The sequence below is a fragment of the Pseudonocardia sp. OZ21 genome (genome assembly GCF_059359135.1).
The window spans coordinates 370,009-392,458 of sequence record NZ_JCADBN010000002.1 but is presented as its reverse complement, the minus strand read 5'-3'; the positions used below and the strand labels follow the sequence as shown (position 1 = coordinate 392,458).

The following is a 22,450-nucleotide window of genomic DNA, read 5'->3' as shown; positions in this document are numbered from 1 at the left end:
TTTCCGGGTAGCGGTGGATGGGCGTCGCGGGTCCAACCCGCACGACCGGATGGGCTCTCCCGGTGAGCGGTGTGGCGTTATCCGGGGAGCAGTCTGTTTTTGTGGAGTGGGATGCGGGTCTCGTAGCGGTTCCGCTGCCCTCCTTTCGCCGGGGGTCGGCACCGATTGCGCCGGCGGAGAGCTTCTGTCTCTCCGCCGAGCCACCTGAAAACCGTCCGGTCGTGCGGGATGAGCCGCCGATTCTGTGCCCGCGATGGCTCAGGCCCCGTCAAGGGCGAGCCTCAGCAGGGGATGTGCCGGCCCCCTCCGCCTCGTGATAATCGGATCGGCGAAAGTGGGGGAGCTACCGCGTGAGTGTCTTCGACGTGCCGCGCCTGCATTTCCGGGGCACGGCCACCACACAGCTCCCGACCGGCCCACGCAGCGGCCTGGTGGATCTGGCGACGAACACGGCGTTGCTGCCCGACGGGCGGCCCGCGCCTGTTGATCTCCCGCCGGAGGAATACCACCACCTGCTCGGTGCGGCGAAGGGCGACACCTTCGGCGGCAACGGCCATTTCGCGGTGGCCGCCACGCTGGTGGCGGCGGAACCGGCCACCGGTGAGATCGACACGCATGATCCGGTCGTCGGCCGCAGTGTCGATCTCTGGGGCCACTACAACGAGTATCTGGCGACCACGGTCAACAGGGCGCGGATATTCGATGTCGATCCCGCCTCGAACTGGACCACCGCACTGGCCGTCGGCCAGTTCGGCTTCGGCCGCGAGGGCCGGTCGCACGACGTGGGCTACCTGCTGCTCGGCGACGTGCAGGGGATGCACCCGGCGCGCTGGCACGACTCGGCCGGTGCGCCGGGTGGTGGCTGGACCAGCACGTTCCAGTTCGTGGTCAGCGACCACGGGGGACTCACCTGGTTCCCTGACGCGACCGCCTCCCCGGTCACCGAACGGCTGCGCGAGACGGTCGCGGCCCCCGGGTGCGCCGGCCTGGTCGTGCAGTTCGTGCTGGGCGGGCCGCCCGTGCAGCCTGCACCGGGCGGGCCGAGCCGCTGGCAGGTGTGGGGGACGATCGCGCCGTGGCGTCCGGCGGAGCTGCGGACCTACCCGGCCGGGCGGCTGCTCGTGCCCGAGCGGGGTGCCCGCTGGCCGAGCCCGATCAGCGTCGAGGTGGCGGACGAGCACGTGACCGTCAACCTGGTCGGTTCGCCGTCGGCGTGGCCCGGGCTCCGCGCGCGGAGGCTCGAACTGCGGACGGGTGAGACCGACCGGCTGGTGGCCGTGCTGGACGGGATCGACGCGGACCGGACGTCCGGGGTGGTGACCGTGGTGGGCCGCGCCGGACCGGAGGTGGCAGACGGCGATGCGCTGCTCGTCGTCGAGCGGCACCCCGATGGAACGGCCGCCCCGACCGTGCTGCTGCGCGAGCGGGAGATCGTCGTGCAGACGGACGACGCCGCCGTGATCGTGAACCATCCCCGGGATCCCGCTGACGACGAGCAGGACGTGGAGGTGGCGTTCCGGGCCTTCCGCCGGGGCCGTCCCGCCGCTGTCGACACGGTGCACGTGACGCAGTACTTCAACCCCCGGGCGATCCCCCGTGATCCGGTGGGGAGCAGGCCGCACGCGCGGAGCGGGGACGTGCGGATGGCGCGGCTTCGCGGCGGGCGGTCGGGGGACGCGGGCGAGTGGGGCGAGTCCTGCACCACGCATACCGACGGCGACGGGCGCGGGTGGTTCGGGCTGCGCGGGGCGCGGGCAGGCTGTGCGCGGGTGCTGCTCTCCGCCGAGCCGCACGACCTGCCCTGCGTGCCCGGCGAGCCGGGTTCCGCCGTCACCGGGTACGACAACGACGACCACCTCGGGTTCTGGTCCGGCGCGGGCTGGTTGTCGCTGCGCGTCCTGCCCGACGACTGGCGCCTCGCCGGCATCCCGGAGGAGCAGGTCACCTTCGACCTGCTGTACCGCGAGATCTTCGCCTACTACGAGCTGCTCTACTCGTTCATGAAGGACGAGGTCTTCAGCCTCGCTGAGCGGATCAAGGTGGAGAACTACGCCCAGCTGATCTGGCAGATGAGCGATCCGCGGAACCTGGCCACGACCTACTACATGCCGCCGACGCGGGACCTGTCCGCACCCAAGGCGGAGCTGCTCCGGACGTTCCTGATCGCGCGCCGCTCCTCGACCGTGGTGCCGGAGATCGAGCAGGCCCCGGCAGACGTGCACCGGCGGATCTCCGGCCGCGGCGAGCTCGTGGCCGCGCTGCGCCAGGCGGTGGGGGTCGAGCTGGCCGTGATGCTGCAGTACCTCTACGCGGCGTACTCGGTGCCGACGTACGGGGCGGCCGAGGCGTTCGTCCACCGAGGTCTGTGGACCCCCGAGCAGCTGCAGGTCACCCTGGGCGACGGAGGAGAGGCCCTCGACGGCGGCGTCCGGGGAAAGCTGGTGGAGATCGCGCGCGAGGAGATGATCCATTTCCTCCTCGTCAACAACATCCTCATGGCTCTCGGCGAGCCCTTCTGCGTGCCCGCGCTGGACTTCGGTGCGCTCGGCACCGACCTGCCGATACCTCTGGACCTGTGCCTCGAAGGGCTCGACATCGGCAGCGTGGGCCGGTTCATCGCGATCGAGCAGCCCGCGGTGGGCACGCCGGAGGTGCGGCGACCCGACCTGCCCGCCACGAGCGGCGCGGCGAGCGCGGGCCGGTACGAGACGTTGAGCGAGATGTACGCGCGGATCCGCCAGGGGCTGCAGGACGTCCCGGATCTCTTCCTGGTCGCGCCCGGCCGGGGAGGCGGCGAGCACCACCTGTTCCTCCGCCGGTCGGTCAACGCCCGGCATCCCGACTACCAGCTCGAGGTCGACGACCTGGCCAGCGCGCTCTTCGCCATCGACGTCGTCACCGAGCAGGGCGAGGGCGGGATGCCCGGGGCGGGGGACAGCGGGGAGGAGTCGCACTTCGCGTCGTTCCTCCGGATGTCCGAGCTGTTGATCGAGGTGCGCAACAAGGCGGAGTCCGGTGCCGGTCGGCCGTGGAGCCCGGCCTACCCGGTGGTGCGCAACCCGACGCTGCGGGCCGACCGTCCGGCACGGACGCTGGTGACCGATCCGACGGCCCGCCAGGCGATGCGGATCTTCAACGAGGCCTACTCGGTGATGCTCCAGCTCATCGTGCAGCACTTCGCGGAGTCACCCGACGGCCTCCTCCGGCGCTCGGTTCTCATGAACTCGGCGATCGAGGTCATGAACGGCCTGATGCGGCCGGTGTCCGAGCTGCTCGTGACGCTCCCGTCGGGCGTGCGCGGCCGGACCGCCGGGCCGTCCTTCGAGCTCGACGCCGAACCGGGCCCGGTCCCGCGGCCGGATGTGGCCCGCCGGGTGCTGGCCCGGCGCTTCGAGCAGCTGGCGCGGGAGTGCGCGGCCTGCCCGGCGATGCCGCAGCGCGTCGCCGACTCGGCCACCTCACTGGCCCGGCTGTTCCGCGACCTGGACGGGAGCACCACGAGCCATGGTTGCTGATCAGCAGACCGACGTGGTCGTCGTGGGAGGCGGCCCGGTGGGGTTGGCCATGGGCCTGGAGCTACGGGCGCGCGGGGTCGACTTCGTCCTGGTCGAGAAGGGGGACCTCGGGGTGCCGCACCCGCGGGTCGGGTCCGTCGGGCCGCGCTCGATGGAGCTGTTCCGGCGGTGGGGGGTGGCCGACCGGGTCCGGGGTGCGGGCTGGCCCGCCGACCACTCCCTGGACAGCGTCTGGGTCACCCAGGTCGGTGGGCACGAGCTGTACCGGCTGGACCGCGCGACCATGGCCACCCGACGACCATTCGCGCACACCCCGGAGCCGGACGCCATCTGCCCCCAGCACTGGCTCACGCCGGTGCTGGCAGGCGAGCTCGGCGTGGCGCCGGACGGCCCGATCAGGACGCGGTGCGCCGTGGCGGGCGTCGTCGACGGTCCCGACGGCGTCACGGTCACGGTGGTCGACCGGGACACCGGGCGGCAGGACACGATCGCGGCCCGGTACCTCGTGGCGTGCGACGGCACGTCGTCGCCCCTGCGCAAGGACTGCGGGATCGCGGCACCTGCCCGGTACCGCACCCAGGTCTTCCGCAACATCCTCTTCAGCGCCCCCCGGCTGCGCGAGCAGCTGGGATCGCGCCATGCGCTCTTCTACTACCTGATGCTCTCCTCGTCGCTGCGGTTCCCGCTGCGCGCCCTCGACGGGACGCAGCTGTACCGCCTGACGGTCGGGATCGGGGGGAGCCCGGAGGCCGAGGGGCCGCCCGCGGGACTGGTGCGCCGGGCACTGGCGGTCGACACCCCGTTCGAGGTGCTGTCCGACGACCGGTGGCACCTCGTGCAGCGGGTCGCCGACGAGTTCCGCAGCGGCCGGGTCTTCCTGGTCGGCGACGCCGCGCACACGCTCTCCCCGTCCGGCGGCTTCGGCATGAACACCGGCATCTGCGGTGCCGCCGACCTGGGCTGGAAGCTGGCCGCCGAGCTCTCGGGCTGGGCGGGGCCGCAGTTGCTCGACACCTACCGCACCGAGCGGCGGCCGGTGGCGGTGGCGGGGCTGGAGGAGGCCAACCGCAACCTCCAGCGCACGATGAAGCGCGAGGTGCCCCCCGACATCCACCTCGCGACGGCGGAGGGCGAGCGAGCCCGAGCGGCGATGGCCGAGCGGCTCGAAGGCAGCGGCGTCGGCCGGGAGTTCGACGCGCCGATGGTCCACCTCGGCTTCCGCTACAGCTCGCCGATCATCGTCCCGGACCCGGCCGAGGACGCGCAGGACAAGGTCGTGGAGGGACCCAACAGCCTGCCGGGGTCGCGGGCCCCGCACGCCTGGCTCGCTCCCGGGGTCTCCACCCTCGACCTGTTCGGCGACGGGTTCCGGCTGCTGTGCTTCTCCGCGTCCGACCGTCGCGTGGCCGTCGAGCGGGCCTTCGCCGAGCGGGGCGTGCCCCTCACCACCACGGGCTGCGCCCTGCCCGAGGTGGCGGCGCTGTACGAGCGGGCCTTCGTCCTCGTCCGGCCGGACGGGCACGTCGCATGGCGCGCCGACGAGCTACCGCCGGACGCGACGGGGCTCGCGGACCGGGTGCGGGGGGCGGCATGAGCGAGGCGGCCCGCGCTCTGCCCGCGTTCACGTTGCGGGGGTGGAGCCACAGCGACATCGCCGACCCGTACCCGGTGTACCGGCGGTACCGCGAGGCGGCACCCGTGCAGCGGGTCGACCCCGAGGGCGGTGGCCCCGCCACCTACTACATCTTCAGCTACCCGGGCGTGGCCGCCGTGCTGACCAGCAAGCACTGCGGGCGCAGCCCTCTGCCGTCGGGGCCGGGCACCGCGGCCGACGGGCTCGTGCCCGGCCGGCTCGCGGCGCTGCGCGACCTGGTGAACAACTGGCTCGTGTTCCTGGACCCGCCACGCCACACCCGCATGCGGTCCCTGCTGGCCACGGAGTTCACGCCTGCGGTCGCCGTCGACCTGCGGCCGCGCATCGCGATGATCGCGGGCGACCTGATGGCGCAGCTGCGGTGCAGGAGCGTGGTGGACGTCGTCGCCGAGTTCGCCGCGCCGCTCCCGATCCTCGTCATCTCGGAGCTGCTCGGCGTGCCGGCGGAACGCCGCGAGTGGCTGCGCGCCGCGTCGACCGAGCTGCAGGAGGCCAGCAGCTCCCGGGCCGCCTCCCGGGGTGACGCGCACGACGTCGCGGACGCGGCGGCACAGCGGCTGTCGGCGTTCTTCGCCGAACAGCTCGACGCCCGCCGCCGGGAGCCGGGGCCCGACCTCGTCTCGTTGCTGGCGCTCGCGCAGGCGCGCGAGGTGGCGGCGCTGAGCGACACGGAGATCATCGCCACCTGCGTCCACCTGCTGACCGCCGGTCACGAGACCACGACGAACCTCCTGGCCAAGTCCGTGCTCGCCCTCCTGGCGAACCCCGACGCTCTCGACGAGCTGCGGTCGGACCCCACGTTGCTGCCGGCAGCCGTCGACGAGCTGGTGCGGTACGACTCCCCGGTGCAGGCGGTCAGCCGATGGGTCCACCGGGACCTGCAGGTCGACCGGCACCGCGTTCCCGCGGGGAGCAAGGTCGTCGCGCTGCTCGGGTCCGCGAACCGCGACCCGGCCCGCTGGAGCGATCCCGACCGCCTCGACCTCCACCGGCCACCGGGGCAGCACCTGGGTTTCGGGATGGGCATCCACTACTGCCTCGGGGCGAGCATCGCGCGGGCCGAGGCGGAGATCGGGATCAGCTCACTGCTCGACCTACTGCCGGACGTCACCGCGGCGCCCGGTCCCGTCGCCTACGCGGACGACATGATCTTCCATGGTCCGAGTCGGCTCACCGTGGCGCTGTCCGCGTGAGCGGCTCCCGGTTCAGCCACGGGGCGGGCCAGGGGGCCGCCCCGTGGCCCCCGGGCCGGGCAGGTTGCGCCGGCGCACCGCCACCTGCACGGCACCCAGCACGACCCGGACGACCAGCCCCACGGCGAGCAGCCCCGTCACCATCTGCACCATCGTGACGACCCGGGCGAGCTCGGTGAGGGGCACGATGTCGCCGAACCCGACGGTCGCGAAGACGGTGACGGTGAAGTAGAGCGCGTCGGTCCGGCTCAGCGCCTCGGAGAAGCTGCCGGGCCGGTTCGTATCGATCACGACGTAGATCGCGGCGAACACCAGCAGGAGGATCGGCAGCCCGGTCGCCACGGCCTCGACCGCCCGCACCCGCGGGATGTCGGAACCGAGGATGGCCCGCACCTGCCGCACCGTCAGCACGGCGAGGAGCAGCAGCACGGCCACGAACCTGAGCCAGGTACCGAGGCCGAGCGAGAGCTTCAGCGGGACGAGGTAGTACAGGACGACCATCACCGTCGTCGTCAGCACCGACCGGAGCGCGCTCATCGCGACGGCGCGCCGGTACCGGTGCCGACGCTCGCCGCGCCTGTCCGTCACGGCCCGCTCCGCGGCTCAGTCCGTGGGGGCTGCCGCAGCTTCGACCGGCGCGGGCACACCCCGCTCGGGTGCTGCCGCCGGGCCGCCGGGTGCGGGACGGCCGAGGCGCTCCTCGACCCGCTCGAGCACCAGAACCAGCACGATGATCGACGGCGGCAGGAGCGCCGTGAGGAGGAGGTGGACGACCATCACGCCTCCTCGACGGTCGGACCGCGCGCCGGAGCGAGCCCGGCCTGGGCGGGTGGGTCGCTCCGCATCAGATGCTTACGGCCTCGCGAGGGGACGTGCACAGCGCCCAGATCACGAAGACGTCGAGGGCGATGATCAGCAAGGACCAGATGGGGTAGTAGGGGATGAACATGAAGTTCACCAGCATGCTCACGACGGCGAGCGCGATGCCGACGACGCGTCCCCACGTCTGGCCACTGAGCAACGCGGCACCGGCCAGCGCGACCACGATGCCGATGATGAGGTGGATCCAGCCCCACGTCGTGACGTCGAAGGAGTAGACGTAGTTGAGGCCGACGACGTAGACCTCGTTCCGGAACAGAGCCACCAGCCCGGCCAGGGCCTGGAAGATCCCGCCGACGATCATGATCGTGCCGGCGAAGACGACGAGCCCGGTCCGCCAGGGCGCATGGGTGTCGCTGCGCTTTGGGGTGTCGGCGTAGCCGGTCGTGCCGCCGGTGGTGGTGCCGCCGGTCGCGTCGCCGGGTGTGGCCTGAGGCGATGTGGACATCGGGATTCCTCCTCCGCGTTCCTGTAGTGGGATCGTTGCTCGCTGCGACGCATCCCCCCTCATCCGTGCGGGGTGAGCCGTCCCGGCTCTGCGGGCTCCCGGCGGCGCGTGGGCGGCGCAGGCATCACCCCGGGTGGGTGAACCGGCGGTGGATCGCCCGTCGCGGGTGACGCCGGGGTGGTTCGGCGTCCCTAGCCTCACCCGGATGACGGACACGGCCCGTGGGAACGGTGTGGCTCCGAGCGAGGAGGCCGGCACCCGCCCCGCCCTGCCCCGGGGCCTGATCGTCCTGCTCGGGCTGGCCGCTGCCGTGGTCGCGGCGGCGGGTGTGCGGGCGATCGCGTGGCTGGTGGGCCCGGTGTTCCTGGCCCTCGTTCTCGTGATCGCGGTGGCACCGGTGCGCGATCGGCTGACCCGTCGTGGGGTGCCCGGTTGGCTGAGCACGCTGGTGCTCATCCTGGCGGTCTACGTGGTGCTGCTGGTCATGTTCGTGGTGGTGGTCGTGTCGGTCGCCCGGCTGGCCACCCTGGTGCCGCAGTACGCGGACGAGGCGCAGCGGCTCGTCGCCTCGGCCACGAGCACCCTCCAGCGGTTCGGCGTCGGCCCCGACCAGCTGCGCGCCGCCGCGGACTCGGTGGACTGGCGGAAGGTGGCAGCACTGCTGGGCTCCGTGCTGCTGGGGGCGGCCGGACTGGCCTCCAACCTGGTCTTCCTGCTGGCGCTCGTGCTGTTCCTCACGGTCGACGCGAGCGGGGTCGGGGCCCGCCTCGCCGCGATCGGCGGCGACCGCCCGCACATCGTCACCGCGCTCAACGGCTTCGCCGAAGGCACCCGCAAGTACCTCGTGGTCACCACCGTGTTCGGGCTGATCGTCGCGGTGCTGGACACGGTCGCGCTGCTCCTGCTGGGCGTTCCGCTGGCGATCACCTGGGGCGTGCTGTCGTTCATCACCAACTACATCCCCAACGTCGGGTTCGTGCTGGGGCTGATCCCGCCCGCCGTGCTGGGGCTGCTCGAAGGCGGCTGGGGGATGGCGGTCGCGGTGATCGTCGTCTACGGCGTCCTCAACTTCGTGGTCCAGTCGCTGATCCAGCCGCGGTTCGTCGGCGACTCCGTCGGGTTGTCGGTCACGGTCTCCTTCGTCTCGCTGGTGTTCTGGGCCTGGCTCATCGGTCCACTCGGCGCGGTGCTGGCGATCCCGCTGACCTTGCTGGCGAAGGCGCTGCTGGTCGACGCGGATCCCGGTGCCGGCTGGGCGGACGCGCTGCTGCGCGACCGTCCGGCGCGCGTCGCGGCGTCCGACGACGGACGGCGGGCGCCGGCACAACCGGTGGACGAGGCAGGCGCGGGGGGCGGGACGGCGGCGGGGGCCGCTCCGACCTGAGCCCCGGCTGCTCATCCCTCGTCCTGGGCGTGCTCCTCCGCCGACCCGGCGGCCAGGCGCTGCAGGGAGACCACGTGCAGCCCGAGCGACTGGATCAGCGCGAGCACCGAGTGCATCTGGGCGTCGTCGACCGTGCCGGTGAGCACGGTCTGCGGTGGTACCTCCACCACGTCCATCCCGGCGAACGCGTCCCTGGCCCGCTCCGACAGCCGCCCCGCCAGGCGGAACTCGTAGCGTCGTCCGGGCACAGCAGGCCTCCCTCCGTCCGCATCCGTGGAACCGGGCCCCGCCCACGGTCGTACCGTCCGCGGTTGGCGTCCTCGCCCGGTCCAGGTGATTCCGTCGCTGGTCAGGCCAGCAAACCGCGCTCGTGCGCCCGTGCCACCGCCTCCCGGCGGGTGGAGACGGAGAGCTTGGCGTAGATCGAGCGGATGTGGCTCTTCACGGTGTTCACGGAGACGGTGAGCTCCGCCGCGATCTCGCCCGCGTTCAGCAGCGAGGGCAGCAGCGCCAGCACCACCAGCTCGCGCTCGCTGAGCACCGCGGCAGGCTCGGCGCGGACGGCGTCGCGAGCCGCGGCGAGCCGGGTCTCGAACGTCGTGGCCGGGCCCGGTCGGACCCGGTCGGCGAGAAGCCGCCGCGTCCGCGGGCCGGCGAAGGCGAACGGGCGGACGACGCCGACCGACTCGCCCACCGCGAGGGCCGTGCCGAGTGCCGCCCGCCCCCCGGCACTGTCGTCGCTCTCGAGTGCCGCCTCGGCCTCGACCAGGTGGGCCTCGATCAGGGTGTCCGGGAGCAGGACGGGCACCGCCGCGGCCCGGACCGGGACGACGGCGACGCGGGCGGCCTCGTGTCGCCCGGCGAGCGCATCTGTCCACGCCTGCAGCAGCAGCACCTCACCCACCCGACCGACGTGCCGCTCGAGCCACCCCGTGACCTCGGCGGCAGCGGTGGTGTTGCCCTGCAGCAACGCCGTGCGGTGTTCGAGCACGCCGAGCGCCGCGCAGAGCGCGGGTGGCGCCGGCGCCTCGCCGAGGTCCCGTCGGGCTGCCCGCAGCTCGGTGGCGCCCCGGCTGCGTTCGCCCTGGTCGGCGAGCGCCGCGCCGTGCACGGCATGCAGCGCGCAGGCGGCCTCCGGCGGGAGCGCGTCCGGTGCCGCCAGCGCGGACTCGGAACGGCTCCGTGACGCGTTCGGATCGCCGTCGAGCAGGTCGGCGTACGCCAGCACCGCCACGGCGTCGGCCGACCAGCGCGACGGGTGCAGGCCGTGGCGCAGCGCCGCCTCGACCGCCATCTCGGCCGCCACGACCATCCCGCGGTGGTCGCGACGCGACGCTGCCACGGCCGCCCGGAGGGTGCCGCTCTGCACCTCGAGACGGCCGAGGTCGTGCTGCGCCGCCAGCTCGACGCACCGGTCCAGCGCCACCAGCGCGACGTCGAGATCCCCGTGGCCGTCGGGCGAGAGCTCGGCCGCCGCGCGGGAGACGTGCAGCAGCGCCTCCAGCTCGGGTGCGACCGCGTCGTTCCCCGGCGCGGGCACCGTGGCGTCGATCGGGAGCCCGAGGCTCCTGGCCAGCAGCTCCGCGCTGCTGCGCAGGGCCTCGAGCTCCGGGCCGGGGGTGGACGGCCAGGCCTGCCGGGCGTGCTGCAGCTCCGCCGCGGCCGCCGGCAGCGCGCGCTCCTCGAGGTGGACGATCGCCGAGACGAGGGCGAGCCACGGGTCGGCGCTGCGGGCGGCGGCGCCCACGGCGGCCACCGTGCGCCGGAGCGCGACGAGCTCGCCACCGACCAGCAACGGCACCGCCGAGCGGCGCAGTAGCTGCGTCAGCAGCCGGTCGTCGCCCGCCCGTTCGGCATGGCGCAGCGCGTGCAGGTGCTCGGCCCGCGCCGCCCACCAGCACGCCGCCGCCGTCTGCAGATGCTGGTGCAGCGCGGGCCGGTGCCGGTGCAGGTTCGCGCGCAGGTAGGACCGGAGCAGGGTGTGGACGCGGTGTTCACCCGGGCCCGCACGCTCCACGAGGGCGGTCTCGTGTCCCATCTCGTCGAGCACGTGCCCGGCGTCCGGCCGCCCCGATAGCTCGACGGCCAGCGCGGTGGGCAGCACCGAGCAGACGCTGACGGCACGCAGGAAGTCCTGGGCGTCGCCGGCGAGCCCGGAGAGGATCTCGCCGGTGAGGTACTCGGCGATGGAGCGCTCGTCGCCGGAGAACTGCACGAGGAATGCCTCGGGGTCCTCGCAGCGCCGCAGAGCCAGCGCCGCGAGCCGGAGCCCGGCCACCCAGCCCTCGGTCCGGGTGTGGAGCAGCGCCACCTGCCCGGGGGACAGGTCGAGGCCCGCCTTGCTCAGCAACGTCATCGTGTCGTCCATGTCGAACCGCAGCCGGTCGGCGCGCGTCTCGTGCAGGCGCCCCTCCAACCGCAGCCGGGGGAGTGCGATCGGCGGGTCGACCCGGCTCGACAGCACCAGGCACAGCCCGGCGGGGCGGCGGGCGGCGAGCCGGGCGAGATCGCGCAGCGGCCGGAGCGCGGTGAGCTCCTGCAGGTCGTCGAGGACGAGGCGGACCGGCGGATCGAGGACGTCGAGGGCCTCGCCCAACCGGTCGACGACGTCGCCGGTTCCACCGGTGGCCTCGGTGGCGTGGCGCAGGGGGCTGTCCGGCCCTACCCCGGGCAGTGCGGTGAGCGCGGCGAGCACGGCAGACCAGAGCCGCCGGGGGTCGTCGTCGTCGGCATCCACCGACACCCAGGCGGTGCCGGGTCCGCCCCGATGGCGCACCCAGTCGGCGAGCAGGAGCGTCTTGCCGTACCCGGCGGGGGCGCTCACCACCACCAGCTGGGCGGCACGGGCCTCGTCGAGCCGGTCGAGCAGCACGGGGCGGGGCACGAACTCGGGCGGCAGTTCGGGCACCGCCGTCTTCCCGCCGGGGACCCGCACCGCGCCGCCCGCCCCCGGCCCCGGGAGCCGGGGTGTCGGGAGCTCGGGCGCGGGCACCGTCCGCTGCGCAGGGCGCGCGATCATGTCAGCAGACCATGCTCGTGGGCGGTGAGGACGGCGGTGCGGCGGCTGCTGACCCCGAGCTTGCCGTAGATCGCGCGCACGTGGCTCTTGATGGTGTTGAGCGAGACGTCCAGGTCGTCGGCGATCTCGTCGAGGTTGTGCAGGGACGGCAACCGGGCCAGCACTTCGCGCTCGCGTGCGCTCAGCTCCACCACCGGGTGGGGTGTGGCCGGGCGGCCGGCGGCGAGCGCGCGCACGGCGAAGTCGGTGCGGTCCTCCATGCCGCCGAGCTGGTCGACCAGCACCGCACGGACACCGGGGCCCGCGTGGGCGAAGGGGCGCAGCGCGTCGAGCGGCTCGGCCAGTGCCAGTGCCCTCTGTACCGCGTGGCGGACGGCGCCCCGGTCGTCGTCGGCGAGTGCCACCCGTGCCGCCAGCAACCATGCCTCGACGACCGTGTGCGGCAGCACCGGACACAGCGATCCCCCCAGTAGCGGGTCGACCGCGGCCCGCGCCGCGCGGTACCTCCCCTGGCCGCAGGACGCGTCCGTCCAGGCACGCATCACCGCGAGCTCGCCGTCCGCCGCGCCCCGGGCGCCCAGCCAGGCCGCCGTCGTGACCGCGGCCATGGGGTGGCCCAGCGCGAGTGCCGTGTGGTGCTCGAGGAGCGCTGCGGCCGCGGCGAGCGGGACCGGGACGTCGCCGTCGCCCAGTTCGGCGCGGGCATGCTGCAGCTCCATCAGCCCGGCGGTGCGGTCGCCCGTGTCGACGAGCCCCCCGCCGTGCGCGCTGTGCAGCGCGAACCGGACCGCCGGATCGATGCCGTCCGGTGCGGCGCGCAGGCCGTCCGCCGCGGCCTGGAGCGCGATCGCGGGCCGGGCCCGCAGCAGAGCGGCGTGCGCGCGGACCGCCTGCGCCGCTGCCGTCCAGGACGCGGGCGTGCCGTCGCGTGCCGTCGCGTCGCGTGCGTGGTCCTCGGCGGCACGCAGGTCGCCCATGGCCCACGCCGCGCCGCCGAGCAGGGTCAGGCAGAGCACCTCGAGGTGCCGCAGGTGCCGGTCGGCCGCCAGTTCCAGCGCGGCTTCCAGCTCCCGGCGCCCCACCGCGATCCCACCGGTGGCGAGGTGCGCGACCCCGCGACCGGTGTGCGCCCACGCGGCGGCCGCCGGATCCTCCGGCACAGGTTCCTCCTCGGTGGGTGCGATGCCGATCCCGGCGAGCCGCTCCGCGGCCGTGAGCAGGACGGCCGGGTCGACGGCCGACGGGTCGGCGGCGCGGTACGACCCCGCGGGTGAGCAGCGGCGCAGCTCCACGCGGGCGGCCGCGCGGTCGCCGCGGTCGAGGTGCAGCAGCGCCCGGACCAGCCCGGACCAGGGGTCGGACCCCCGGTCCGCCCCCGGGTCACTCACCGCGTCGAGCGCGAGGTGCAGCGCCGCGTGTTCCCCGCGCGCGGCCAGGTCGGCCGCGCAGCCGTGCAGCAGCCGGGTGACGCGGGCGGGCTCGCCTGCGGCCACGGCGTGCCGGAGCGCTTCCAGCGGCCGGTTCCGGTCGGCCCACCACTCGGCGGCCCGACCGTGCAGCCGGGCGGCGCGGCCCGGGCAATGCCGGTCCAGATCGGCGACCAGGTAGGAGCGCAGCAGGTCCTCCGTCCGGTACTCCGCCCGCCCCGCTCCGGTGGTGACGACGAGCCCGGTGCGGTGCTCGAGGCGGTCGAGGACGTCCGGAGCGTCCTCCCGTCCGGACAGATCGATGGCCAGTGCCGCCGGGAGCACGTCGGAGATGCTCGTCTGCCGGAGGAGTCGGCGTTCGTCCTCACACATCTGCGACAGCACCTCGCCGACCAGGTAGCCGGCCACCGGCTGCTCGTCGCCGGAGAACGCGGAGAGGAACACATCGGGCTCGGGGTGGCGCCGCAGCGGGAGCGCGGCGAGCCGGAGGCCTGCCGCCCAGCCGCCGGTACGCGCGTGGAGCACGGCCACCTGCGATGCGCGTAGCCGCAGGCCGCACCGCGCGAGCAGGACCGCCGACTCGTCGGGCGAGAACCGCAACTGCTCGGTGCGGAGCTCGCACAGCCGCTCCTCCAGCCGCAGCCGGGCCACCGGGAGGCCGGGGTCGGCCCGGCAGGCGAGCACGAGACGCAGCCCGCTGGCCGTGGCCGCGCGTACCAGCATCTGCAGGCCGTGCAGGACGTCGTGGTTGCGGAGGTGGTGGGCGCCGTCGAGGACGAGCTGAAGTGGCACGGGCAGGGCGTCGAGGCCGGCGAGGAGGTCGTCGAGGAAGTCGGGCAGCACGGGGGTGCGGGACACGGCGAGCCGGCGCAACCGACTCGACACGGGCACTCCCGGGCAGGCCTCCAGAGCGGCGAGCACGCCGCTCCACAGCCGGTGCGGATCGTCGTCCTCCTCGTCGAGAGTGAGCCAGGCGGTCGGTACCCCGCAGCGACGGACCCAGTCCGTGAGCAGGACTGTCTTGCCGAAGCCCGGCGGTGCGCACACGAGCGTCAGCGGCCGGTCGAGGCCGCGGTCGAGGATCTCGTAGAGCGCGCGGCGTGCGACGAACTCCGGCGGGAGCTGCGTGAGCGCGGTCTTCGACCGCGGCACGTGGACCATCTCACCCCCCTCCCGCCCATGATCGGGGGCGGCGCACGGAACCGAGGAAGTGCGCACCGCCGCGCGGCGGCACATTCTCCTGCCGGCGCGCCGAGGACCGGGACGCGATTGGTGGCGGTCACTCTATGAGTGCCGACTCCAGCCGTCCACCCCCTGCCGAACGCCCGCGAAATGCGGACGTCCCCGATTTCCCGGAACGGAGGAAACCGTGTGGCCGTGGGAGTAGCGAATTGCGGCAGCACACCGCCTACTGCCGGTACCGCCGTGCGGCCGATGGAGTGAGAGCATTACGCAAATCGGACCGAAAACGGCGTTCCGGCGAACGGGAACCGGCGTCGGTGAAGATCCGCGGAAAGAACACCACCGGGTCGGTTCCGCGCCCCGATCGGGCCGGCGGTGGCGCGGCGGAACCGGAGGGCCGGGAGTCACCCGCACCGGGTGGTGCTCCGGATCCCCACGGGAACGACACTGCGGAATCACCGGATCGACATCACGGATCACCACAGCCCACCGGTCGAGCCCGTGTCGCGGAGGGAGCGGCCGCACGATGCCGACGGTCTACGAGTTCCGGGTGGACGGCCCGCTGCCGGAAGCGGCGCGGGACGCCTTCTGCGACATGCGGATCGAGGAGCTCCCCGCGCAGACGGTCATCTCCGGCCCGGTGATCGACGAGTCCCACCTGCACGGCGTCGTGGCGCAGCTGCGGGCCTGGGGGCTCACCGTCGTGTCCGCGCGACCGGTGCCGTCACCGGGCTGACGCTCACCGGCCGGCTCACCCCGCGCGGACGATGCTGCGCCGCCGGGAGGTCGAACAGGGTGGCTGCTCGAGCCAGCGGCCCCACGACGAGAGGCGCGACGATGACGACGGACGCGCCGGTCGCCGGCACTCGGGCCTACCTGCGGCTCGTCCTGTTCGGAGCGCTCATCGGCGGCCCTGCCGCACTGCTCGCGGCGGCGTTCCTGGCGCTGGTCCACACCGTCCAGCACTGGATGTGGCACGACGTGCCCGCCGCGCTCGGACAGCCGTCGCCGCCGTGGTACCTCGTGCTGGGGCTGCCGCTGGTGGGCGCCGCGATCGTGGCGGCGGCCCGGAAGCTGTTGCCCGGCGACGGTGGGCACGAGCCGCTCGGCGGGATGAGCACCGCGTCCCTGCCACTTCGCGAGATCCCCGGCGTCGCGGTCGCGGCCTTCGGCACCCTCGTCTTCGGCGCCGTGCTCGGCCCGGAGGCACCCCTCATCGCCCTGGGCTGCGCCGTCGGCGCGGTGGTGGCCGCACTCGCCCGCCTGGACGCCAGACCGGCGGGGCTGCTCACCACCGCGGGCGCGTTCTCGGCCGTCTCGGCGCTGTTCGGGGGCCCGCTGGTGGCGAGCTTCCTCCTGATCGAGGGGGGTATCGGGATGGGTGCGGCGCTCATCCCGGCCCTGCTGCCCGGGCTGGTCGCGGCCGCGGTCGGCTACCTCGTCTTCGTCGGCCTGGGGGACTGGGGCGGTCTGGGAACCACGGCGCTGACCGTGCCCGACCTGCCCTCCTACCCCGGGACGCGGTTGCTGGACCTCGCCGTCGCCGTGGCCGTCGGCGTGGTGGTGGCCGTCGTGGTCGGGGCGGCGCGCCGGCTGGCGATGGCCGTCGAGGAGCGGTCGCGGGGCCGGATCGCCGTCCCCCTGTTCGCGGGCGGCCTGTGCGTGGGTGCGCTCGCGCTGGCGGTGCGTGCGCTCGGCGGGGACTCGCAGGACCTGCTGTTCTCGGGGCAGTCCTCGCTGCCCGGCCTGGCCGTCCAGACCTCGGTGTGGACCCTGGTGATCCTGCTGGTGGCCAAGGCGATCGCCTACGCCGTCTGCCTGGGCTGCGGCTTCCGCGGCGGCCCCGTCTTCCCACCGATCTTCCTCGGCATCGCGGTGGCCATGATCCCCGCGATCCTGCTCGACCTGTCACCGACCATCGCGGTGGCGGCCGGCGCGGCCGCCGGGATGGTCGCAGCGACGCGGCTGCTGTTCTCCCCGGTCCTGTTCGCCGCCATCCTCGTCGGCACCGGCTCCCACGCCGCCGTCCCGGGCGCGGTGCTGGCCGCCGCAGCGGCCTGGCTCACGCTCAGCGCCCTGGGCGAGTCCCTAGGGGGCCGCCCGGGCGCGGCCGCACACCCTGCCCCGGACACAGCTCCCGTGCCGGACTCCGCTCCCGCTGCCGCTCCTGCTGCCGACCCCGCTCCCAGCCCGGACACCGCTCGTGTCCCGGCCCCGGCCCCTGCGGCGGACGTCGACCCTGCGGCGCACGCCGCCCCCGCCACCGACCCACCCCCACCTCCCCAACCGAACCCGGATGAGGAGCGACAGCAGCGCTGACCACCACCCCGCAACCCGCCCTGGTCACTTGGGAGCCGTACTGCTGTGGGGAAGGGCTTACGACAGCACTACGGCTCCGAAGTGCGGGTGGGGGTCGGGGTGGGGGTGGTTGGTGGGGTCTGTGTCGGGCGCGTCGGCCGGGTCGTCGGGGCCGGTGGGGTGGGGCGGGTCGGGTGCGTCGTCGGGGTCGGGTCCGTCGTCGGGGTCGGGCGGGTCGTCGGGGTCGGGCGGGGGGTGTTCGCCGGTGGGGCCGGGCGGGAGGTGTTCGCCGGTGGGGCCGGGCGGGGGGTGTTCGCCGGTGGGGCCGGGCGGGAGGTGGTCGCCGGTGGGGCCGGGCGGGGGGTGTTCGCCGGTGGGGCCGGGCGGGAGGTGGTCGGGCGCGGGCGGGGCGGGAGCGGGCGCGGCGGGTTCCAGTTCCAGTGCGGCGGGGCCGGTCGGCTGGTCGGGGACGGTCGCGGCTGGCGCGGCGGCGGTGCGTCGTCCCCCTCCGGTGTGGCGGTGGTCGCCGGTGGCCGCGGAAACCCGAGACCCGACCTCACCGGGCCCGGGTCCGGTGCCGCCGCGCGCGGCCGGGGCGGGGCAGCAGGTGGGGTGGTGGCGGCGGCTTCGGGAGGGGCAGGTGCCGGTGCGACCGCGGAGGCGGGGCGGTCCCGTTCCCGCGTCCGGTCGGACGGGGAGGACGGGGAGGACGGGGGGTTCGCCCGGACCGGAGTGGCGGGCTCTGCCGCCGCCGAGGACGCCGCCGGCGTCTCGGTCTCGGCGGTCGGCCCTGCCGGCGGTGCTGGCGCCGCGGCGCGTGGTGGGCTGGAGGGAGCCTGCGACGGAGGCGGCGGCCCAGCGGCGAGGAAGGCCGCGGGCGTACCGGTGAGTGTCCAGGCCGCCACGAGCGCCCCGATCCCGACGGCCGCCGTCACCGTCGCGGCGGCGACCCTGGTGCGGCTGCCCAGCGAGGAGCCGGGCCGGCGCAGCAGCATCCCGACCGACACCGCGGCCCAGCCGAAGATCGCGAGCGTGGCGATGACCACCGCCCATCGCTGCGACACGCGGATACGCCTCCTCTACGCCGCCGCGCCGTCCGATCATCAGGAGGCGCTCCCCGCACATCCTGCACCGCGCAGGGCGGCGCACGGTGAGGTGGTGCGGGCGCGCGTGTCCTCCACCGGTGCGATCTTCACCGGGAAGGCGGCGGGCGGGTCATGCGGACACGCGGGGGCAACCAGCCTCAGTCGACGACGAGGCGCAGCAGGAGCCCGCGCAGCATCTCGCGTTCGGAGTCGTCGAGAGCGGTGAGGAGGGTCTCGTCGAGCCTGCGGGCCGCCGGCTCGGCCTCGGCCAGGCGGCTGCGCCCGGCATCGGTCGTCACGACGAGCCGGGTGCGCCGGTCCCCGACGCTCGCCTCCCGGCGCACGAGGCCCTCGCGCTCGAGATCGTCGACGATCGCGACGATGCCGCTCGGGTCGATCCCGAGCATGACGCTGAGCTCGCGCTGGGTCCGGCCCACGGCCACGGCGGCGAGGACGAGGACCGAGTAGTGGCGGTTGCGGAGCCCGTGGGGCTGCAGCTCGCGGTTCAGGTGCCGCACCACCTGGCCGCCCGCCCTCGCCAGGAGGTAGCTGATCTGGCTCGGACCTGGGAATCCGGCTGCCTCCGGCGACGACGGATCGGTCTTGGGCGATGGCGTGCTGATGGGTCCTCCCGGGCTACCTGATCGGGGGCAACAGGCTACTACCGGCTGACCCTTGATTTTCGCAACCGTTGTGGTTAGCAAGGATAGGTGCGGTGAGCTCGCACAGCCGGGGTGTCCGGCGGGGACTTGGGGGGTCCCGCCGGGCACCCGGCACCCCGCGGTCGCGCACGGTCGCCGGCCGGGGTGGCCCGTTACGGCGTCCGGTGGACGCCGGGATCACACCGCTTCACCCTGGCGGATCCGCGCTCCGTCGCGGCATTCTCAGGAGCGATCATGACGGAACGAGGCATGGTGAGCCCGATGTCCGGTCCCGGGCGCCGCACGGAGCGCTGACCCGTGAATCGGTTTCGCCGTGGGCGATCGATTATCTCGGCGCGTTCTGTCGGTCCTACCTCGTAGATTGAAACCAGATGATCCGGGCAGATCGCCCGGGTCATGCGCCGCCCCGCTCCTCAGAAGGAAGACCGTGAACAACCCCTCAGACCTGCTCGACTCCACGGCGTCGCCGCCCGAGGCGCCCGGGAGGCTGTCCGCGCGCGATCGCACGGTGATCGGCGTTCTGCTCGTCTCCACGTTCGTCGTGATCCTCAACGAGACGATCATGAGCGTCGCGCTGCCGGTCCTCCTCACCGATCTGCAGGTGGAGGCCAGCGTGGGCCAGTGGCTCACCGCAGGATTCCTCCTCACGATGTCCGTGGTCATTCCGATCACCGGTTTCCTCATCCGCCGGGTGCCCACTCGGCTGCTGTACGGGATCGCCATGTCGCTGTTCAGCGCGGGCACGCTCATCGCCGCGCTGGCGCCGGGCTTCGCGATCCTGCTCGTCGGGCGCGTGGTCCAGGCCGGTGGCACCGCGATCATGCTCCCCCTGCTGATGACCACGGTGATGACGCTCGTGCCGCCCGCCCGCCGGGGTGCGCTGATGGGCAACATCTCGATCGTCATCTCGGTCGCGCCCGCGGTCGGCCCCACCGTTTCCGGGCTCGTGCTCAGTGTCCTCGGCTGGCGCTTCATGTTCTGGCTCGTGCTGCCGATCGCGCTCGTCGCGCTGGTGCTCGGCCTGCGCCGGATGGTCGACATCGGCGAGCCGAGCCACACCCCGATCGACGTGCCCTCGATCGTGCTCTCGGCGCTGGGCTTCGGCGGCCTCGTCTACGGGCTGAGCACGATCGGAGAGTCGGCAGGGGGCACGTCGGAGATCTTCGTCTGGGTCTCGTTCGCCGTCGGTCTCGCCGGGCTGGTGGCCTTCGTCGCCCGCCAGATCGTGCTCCAGCGCACCGACCGCGCACTGCTCGATCTGCGGACGTTCCGGTCCCGCACGTTCACCGTCGCCACCGTGATGATGATGCTGATGATGGCCACGCTGCTCGGCGCCATCATCCTGCTGCCCATCTACATGCAGAGCGTGCTGATGCTCACGCCGCTGGCCACGGGCCTGCTGCTGCTGCCGGGCGGCCTGCTGATGGGTCTGCTCGGGCCGATCGTGGGCAGGCTGTACGACCGGTTCGGCGCCCGGGCACTGCTCGTCCCCGGCACCGTCGCCACGAGCGCGGCCCTCTGGTCCACCACCCTGTTCGGTGTCAGCACCCCGGTGGCGCTGGTCCTGGGTTTCCACCTGCTGCTCAGCGCCGGGCTGGCCTTCGCCCTCACGCCGCTCTTCACCGCCGGGCTGGGCGCCGTGGCGCCCCACCTGTACTCCTACGGCAGTGCCATCTTCGGCACGACCCAGCAGCTGGCGGGCGCGGCCGGGGTCGCACTGCTCGTCAGCGTGCTCAGCGTGCGCGCTGCCGACCTGGCCGGCCAGGGAGCGTCCGTGGTCGAGCAGACCGCGGGAGGCGTGCACACCGCGTTCGTCGTCGCCGCCGTGCTGTCCGTCTTCGCGGTGGCCGGCTCGTTCTTCTTCGGCCGCAAGGCGGTCGACGGAGCCGCGACGCCCGTGGTGGCCGCGCACTGATCCCGCGGCTCCCCGGGCGGCCGATCGCCGGCGGTCCGGGGAGCACGGTGCGGCCTCAACTACCGGCGCAGAGCCAGATGCCGTTCTTGGTCTGCACGAGGTCGAGAGAACGCGGGTCGACACAGCCCGAGTCGGCCCGGTGTGCGTCCCACAGCTGGGCGGTGTCGAAGACGTGCCCGCATCCTCCGGTGCGCCGGCAGCAGTGGGCCCGCTCGACCCCGACCCAGGACGAGCCACAGCAGGCCATCCGCAGCAGCTCCATGATCGGGAGGCTACGACGTGCCACCGGCAACCGGATGATCGGGACGGGCACCCCGATCCGGTCTCCGCGTCAGCGACCGTGCGTGCTCGCGCTGTGGTACCCGGTGTAGGTGTAGGGGTTGTCGAGGATGGTCGTCTCGGGGACGTCGGGGTTCATGCCCTTCTCCCAGGCCTCCTCGCCCAGCGCCGACCGCAGGTGCTCCACGGTGGCCTCCACCTCGCGCTGCACCCCCGCCAGGTCGATCCCGACGAGCCGGTGGTCGCGCTTCACCACGCGCCCGTCCACCAGCACGGTGTGCACGTCGCCGCGCTGGGCCTGGAACGCGACGTGCCCGTAGGGGTTCAGGAGCGGGAACGACACAGGGGAGTGGTCGTTCTTGAGCAGCACGATGTCGGCCTTCTTGCCGGTCTCGAGGCTGCCGAGGTCGCGATCGCGGCCCAGCGCGCGGGCACCTCCGCGGGTGGCCCACTCCACCACCTGCTGCGCACGCAGCGACACGTGGGTGACGGTCTCGCCCTTGGCGTGGGCCTCGAAGTGCTCGCGTGACCGGTCGGCCCCCAGGGTGGTGCGCATCGCCGAGAACAGGTCGCCGCTCCACCAGACGCTGGTGTCCATCGACAGCGACACCGGGATGTCGTGTGCGCGCAGGGTCCAGGTGGGGGGATAGCCCTGACCGGCACTCTGCTCGCTCTCCGTGGAGACCGAGACGGACCCGCCGGTGGCGGCGATGCGGTGGTAGGAGTCGGCCGAGAGTGTGGCGGCGTGCACGAAGATGCTCGACTCGTCGAGGAAGCCCGCCTCGTGGGCCAGCCGGATCCCGTCGTCGTTGGTGGCGCCCCACACGCCGGCGTGGGTGGTGACGGGGACGCCGAGGTCGCGGGCCGCCTCGTAGGCGGCCTTCTCGGGGAACGCCGGGTCGCCGGTGACGTCGAACGCGATCTGGAAGCCGAGCAGGTCGTCGGCGGCGTCGATCTGACGCCGCGCGAAGGCCTGGAAGTCGGCGGACGTGGCCCACTCCCACGGCGCCTGCTGGATGTTGCCGTAGGCGAGGACGAACCGGCCCGGCACCGCCCGGAGGGCGTCCACCGCGGCCTCGGCGTGGCCGGTGGTCTGCAGCCCGTGCGACCAGTCGACGGTGGTGGTGACGCCGGCGTCGATCGCCTCGACCGCGGCGAGCAGGTTGCCCGCGCGGACGTCCTCCGGCCGGAAGTGCTTCCCGGACTCGAGGTAGTACCAGACGAAGTACTGGGTGAGGGTCCAGTCGGCCCCGTAGCCGCGCATCGCGGTCTGCCACATGTGCCGGTGGGTGTCGATCATGCCCGGCATGACGATCCCGCCGCGCGCGTCGATCTCGGTGGTGCCGTCGGGCACCTCCAGGTCGGGTCCGACGGCCGCGATGCGGTCGTCGACGACGAGTACGTCGGCGCCGGGGAGCACCCGGCGCGCGTCGTCGAGGGTGAGCACGAGCCCACCGCGCAGTACCACCGGCCGGCGGGCGCCGGCATCCTGCGGCTCGCTCATGCAGTC

The 22,450-nt window shown here is 73.9% G+C and carries 17 protein-coding genes; 8 read left to right on the top strand and 9 right to left on the bottom strand.

What is annotated here, in order from left to right:
• Positions 1-350: 350 nt before the first annotated feature.
• Genes AC5L35_RS05470 through AC5L35_RS05460 form a run of 3 tightly spaced genes read left to right on the top strand, consistent with a single transcriptional unit; the run spans position 351 to position 6,362 of the window.
• Positions 351-3,515 (top strand): ferritin-like domain-containing protein, encoded by a 3,165-nt coding sequence (locus AC5L35_RS05470; protein ID WP_495058434.1) that lies wholly within the window; start codon positions 351-353, stop codon positions 3,513-3,515.
• Positions 3,505-5,109, top strand: coding sequence for an FAD-dependent monooxygenase (locus AC5L35_RS05465; protein ID WP_495058433.1), 1,605 nt, complete (start codon positions 3,505-3,507; stop codon positions 5,107-5,109). Before AC5L35_RS05470 ends, AC5L35_RS05465 begins: the two co-directional genes overlap by 11 nt.
• Positions 5,106-6,362 carry a cytochrome P450 gene (locus AC5L35_RS05460; RefSeq protein ID WP_495058432.1) on the top strand — a complete coding sequence of 419 codons (1,257 nt, stop codon included), beginning with the start codon at positions 5,106-5,108 and terminating at the stop codon, positions 6,360-6,362. The genes AC5L35_RS05465 and AC5L35_RS05460 overlap by 4 nt, the downstream gene beginning before the upstream one ends.
• Positions 6,363-6,374: 12 nt before the next feature.
• Here AC5L35_RS05460 and AC5L35_RS05455 read toward each other — a convergent pair whose 3' ends face one another.
• The 3 genes from AC5L35_RS05455 to AC5L35_RS05445 all read right to left on the bottom strand — a co-directional run bounded on the left by AC5L35_RS05455 (position 6,375) and on the right by AC5L35_RS05445 (position 7,689).
• Positions 6,375-6,950: a potassium channel family protein gene (locus AC5L35_RS05455; protein ID WP_495058431.1), complete on the bottom strand. Its 576-nt coding sequence runs from the start codon at positions 6,948-6,950 to the stop codon at positions 6,375-6,377.
• 15 nt (positions 6,951-6,965) lie between these two features.
• Positions 6,966-7,139, bottom strand: coding sequence for a hypothetical protein (locus AC5L35_RS05450; RefSeq protein ID WP_495058430.1), 174 nt, complete (start codon positions 7,137-7,139; stop codon positions 6,966-6,968).
• A gap of 67 nt (positions 7,140-7,206) precedes the next feature.
• Positions 7,207-7,689 carry a DUF7144 family membrane protein gene (locus AC5L35_RS05445; protein WP_495058429.1) on the bottom strand — a complete coding sequence of 161 codons (483 nt, stop codon included), beginning with the start codon at positions 7,687-7,689 and terminating at the stop codon, positions 7,207-7,209.
• A gap of 205 nt (positions 7,690-7,894) precedes the next feature.
• Here AC5L35_RS05445 and AC5L35_RS05440 point away from each other — a divergent pair, with 205 nt between their 5' ends.
• A complete protein-coding gene (locus AC5L35_RS05440; protein ID WP_495058428.1) occupies positions 7,895-9,073 on the top strand; it encodes an AI-2E family transporter in 1,179 nt (392 codons plus the stop codon).
• Positions 9,074-9,084: 11 nt separating this feature from the next.
• On the opposite strand, the gene AC5L35_RS05435 is transcribed toward AC5L35_RS05440, so the two are convergent.
• From AC5L35_RS05435 to AC5L35_RS05425, 3 genes are all read right to left on the bottom strand, one after another.
• A complete protein-coding gene (locus tag AC5L35_RS05435) occupies positions 9,085-9,321 on the bottom strand; it encodes a DUF8691 family protein (RefSeq protein ID WP_495058427.1) in 237 nt (78 codons plus the stop codon).
• Between the two features lie 101 nt (positions 9,322-9,422).
• Complete coding sequence (locus AC5L35_RS05430) at positions 9,423-12,092, bottom strand: winged helix-turn-helix domain-containing protein (protein ID WP_495058426.1); 2,670 nt, start codon at positions 12,090-12,092, stop codon at positions 9,423-9,425.
• Positions 12,089-14,680: a helix-turn-helix transcriptional regulator gene (locus AC5L35_RS05425; RefSeq protein WP_495058425.1), complete on the bottom strand. Its 2,592-nt coding sequence runs from the start codon at positions 14,678-14,680 to the stop codon at positions 12,089-12,091. The genes AC5L35_RS05430 and AC5L35_RS05425 overlap by 4 nt, the downstream gene beginning before the upstream one ends.
• 547 nt (positions 14,681-15,227) lie before the next feature.
• Here AC5L35_RS05425 and AC5L35_RS05420 point away from each other — a divergent pair.
• From AC5L35_RS05420 to AC5L35_RS05410, 3 genes are all read left to right on the top strand, one after another.
• On the top strand, positions 15,228-15,437 hold the full coding sequence (locus AC5L35_RS05420; RefSeq protein ID WP_495058424.1) for a DUF8691 family protein: 210 nt from the start codon (positions 15,228-15,230) through the stop codon (positions 15,435-15,437).
• Between the two features lie 101 nt (positions 15,438-15,538).
• Entirely contained in the window at positions 15,539-17,020 is a 1,482-nt protein-coding gene (locus AC5L35_RS05415; RefSeq protein ID WP_495058423.1) for a chloride channel protein, read from the top strand.
• A gap of 81 nt (positions 17,021-17,101) precedes the next feature.
• Positions 17,102-18,310: a hypothetical protein gene (locus AC5L35_RS05410; RefSeq protein ID WP_495058422.1), complete on the top strand. Its 1,209-nt coding sequence runs from the start codon at positions 17,102-17,104 to the stop codon at positions 18,308-18,310.
• On the opposite strand, the gene AC5L35_RS05405 is transcribed toward AC5L35_RS05410, so the two are convergent.
• On the bottom strand, positions 18,243-18,605 hold the full coding sequence (locus AC5L35_RS05405) for a MarR family winged helix-turn-helix transcriptional regulator (RefSeq protein WP_495058421.1): 363 nt from the start codon (positions 18,603-18,605) through the stop codon (positions 18,243-18,245). The genes AC5L35_RS05410 and AC5L35_RS05405 overlap by 68 nt on opposite strands.
• A gap of 568 nt (positions 18,606-19,173) precedes the next feature.
• Between AC5L35_RS05405 and AC5L35_RS05400 the strand changes: the two genes are divergently transcribed.
• Positions 19,174-20,661 (top strand): DHA2 family efflux MFS transporter permease subunit, encoded by a 1,488-nt coding sequence (locus AC5L35_RS05400; RefSeq protein WP_495058420.1) that lies wholly within the window; start codon positions 19,174-19,176, stop codon positions 20,659-20,661.
• Between the two features lie 55 nt (positions 20,662-20,716).
• Here the strand turns inward: AC5L35_RS05400 and AC5L35_RS05395 are convergent, their stop codons facing one another.
• Positions 20,717-20,923: an FDXHR family putative zinc-binding protein gene (locus AC5L35_RS05395; RefSeq protein ID WP_495058419.1), complete on the bottom strand. Its 207-nt coding sequence runs from the start codon at positions 20,921-20,923 to the stop codon at positions 20,717-20,719.
• Positions 20,924-20,992: 69 nt separating this feature from the next.
• A complete protein-coding gene (locus AC5L35_RS05390) occupies positions 20,993-22,444 on the bottom strand; it encodes an amidohydrolase family protein (protein ID WP_495058418.1) in 1,452 nt (483 codons plus the stop codon).
• Positions 22,445-22,450: the final 6 nt, after the last annotated feature.